This is a genomic window from Phocaeicola sp. RTP21198st1_B8_RTP21198_201120, from assembly GCF_040929485.1.
GTDB lineage: Bacteria > Bacteroidota > Bacteroidia > Bacteroidales > Bacteroidaceae > Phocaeicola > Phocaeicola dorei.
Window position 1 is genome coordinate 1 of sequence record NZ_JBCOCI010000248.1, and the last position, 1,818, is coordinate 1,818.

At 40.0% G+C, this 1,818-nt stretch carries 2 protein-coding genes, 1 pseudogene and 2 riboswitches; of the genes and pseudogenes, 2 read left to right on the forward strand and 1 reads right to left on the reverse strand.

The window, feature by feature from the left end; genetic code table 11:
• Positions 1-51: 51 nt before the first annotated feature.
• Positions 52-591: pseudogene (locus AB5935_RS25050) on the reverse strand (ATP cone domain-containing protein); the annotation flags it as partial.
• Between the two features lie 129 nt (positions 592-720).
• Positions 721-940, reverse strand: a riboswitch (cobalamin riboswitch).
• Between the two features lie 92 nt (positions 941-1,032).
• A riboswitch (cobalamin riboswitch) is annotated at positions 1,033-1,239 on the forward strand.
• A gap of 63 nt (positions 1,240-1,302) precedes the next feature.
• Here AB5935_RS25050 and AB5935_RS25055 point away from each other — a divergent pair.
• Positions 1,303-1,554, forward strand: coding sequence for a cysteine-rich CWC family protein (locus AB5935_RS25055; RefSeq protein ID WP_005846492.1), 252 nt, complete (start codon positions 1,303-1,305; stop codon positions 1,552-1,554).
• Positions 1,520-1,818, forward strand: a 299-nt coding sequence (locus AB5935_RS25060) for a biotin carboxylase N-terminal domain-containing protein (protein WP_271696540.1), incomplete at its 3' end; no start/stop codon positions are given. The genes AB5935_RS25055 and AB5935_RS25060, both read left to right, overlap by 35 nt.

Consider the following 1,818-nt stretch of genomic DNA (forward strand, 5'->3'; position numbering starts at 1 on the left):
CAAAATCCTGAGCAACTTTTTGTTGCTCAGGTACTTAAAAAGTTTAATTTATAATAGTGTTGCGGAATTAAGGTAAATAAAATGATGATTCAGAAGTTCCAAATAACGATCGGACAATTCCTTTCCATACATGTCTTTCAAACGGTCAGTCAACAGACGACGGTTGAGACGAATAAAATTTGATTTGGGTAACTCTCCTATCAGCGTAGCAATATTCTTATTCTCCACATTGGCATTCGCATCATATTTACTGCCAGTTGCCGGATTGGAAGCGTCACAATAGTCAAGCAAAAACTTCAGTTTATCTCTCACCTCACGATCCTCCAAATGTTTCTGACGATACAGCATATACGCCTTGGCAACACTGTAATAATGTTCAGCCATCAGGGCCACCTCCACCTGATTCTGGATTTCTTCCACATTCATTCCATCACTGACACTAACGCGACTCAATACAGTAGTAATCACATCCTGGGTAGCAAAACTTCCTACTGACAAAAATGCTTTGGCTATTGCATTTTTAATTTTATCAAGAGAGAAAGTTTCTTTTTTACCATCTCTCTTAATAATAAATACCTCTGAATTAATCATACTTATAAATTAAGGTTATACAAAACACACATTATTCAATATAAGTCTTTCACACACGACAATTCATGGAAACCAGTAATAAAAAGGATCAGTATGATTCGTTCTATCGCCTTTCACCCGAAAGCCATGAATGATATAAACAATAACGGCAGGTCTTCTGACTTGTTTCCGTTGTAGCGCCTTCCCGGTTTTCACAATAACCAGTGGCTAAGAATGTCACAACACTTCCCCACACTATGGGAGGATAAAACTTACAGCTACGGGGATAGTTCCTGATTTGCACAGGATTCCCTTTTAATTCCGTTTCGCGCCAACGGCTAATCCGGAAACCGATATTACTGACAAAGTTAGGAATTAAATCAATAAAACAACTGGAAAAAGAAAAAAAACTTCAAGCAACACTTTTTTCATCTTTTCCGCTTCGTTTAATTATAAAATCCATTATCTTTGCCCCGAATTGGTTTCGGATAGTCTATCTGCTATTCGGATTAAAAGGGAATCGGGTGCAAATCCCGGACAGTCCCGCTGCTGTGAAGCTCTGCTGGAATCTTGAAAAATACCTTTGCCACTGATGTGACAATCCTCACATCGGGAAGGCTTCAAGATAAGGAGTCAGTCAGAAGACCTGCCATTCATTAAAGGCTGTTTTTACTCGTGGGATTAGGAAAGCAGTACGAAAGAAAATAAGAAAATAAAAAATTTACGGGAGGAATGCCTATGAAAAAGGTATGTCCACGTTGTGGTGCAACATTTGATTGTATGCACAATGATATTTTATCGTGTCATTGCGCAACTGTCCGACTGGATGCTCTGCAACGCACCTATTTAATGGAGAATTATTCCGATTGCCTGTGCCATGACTGCCTGAAAGCCGTCAAGGACAGTTTCTATGCCTGCGAAATTAACCCCCGTTATAATAAGAAGAAAAATGATAAAGAAAGTATTGATTGCAAACAGAGGTGAAATAGCCTTACGTGTAATGCGTTCCTGCCGAGAAATGGGCATACGGACCGTTGCTGTCTTTTCAGAAGCCGACCGCACTTCTCATCATGTGATGTATGCTGACGAGGCCTATCTTATAGGTCCTGCTATAGCCAGGGAAAGCTATTTAAATATAGAAAAAGTAATAGAGACTGCCAAACGATGCAAAGCCGATGCCATTCATCCCGGTTATGGTTTTTTGTCCGAGAATGCTGATTTTGCCCGCCGATGCAAAGAGGAGGGGAT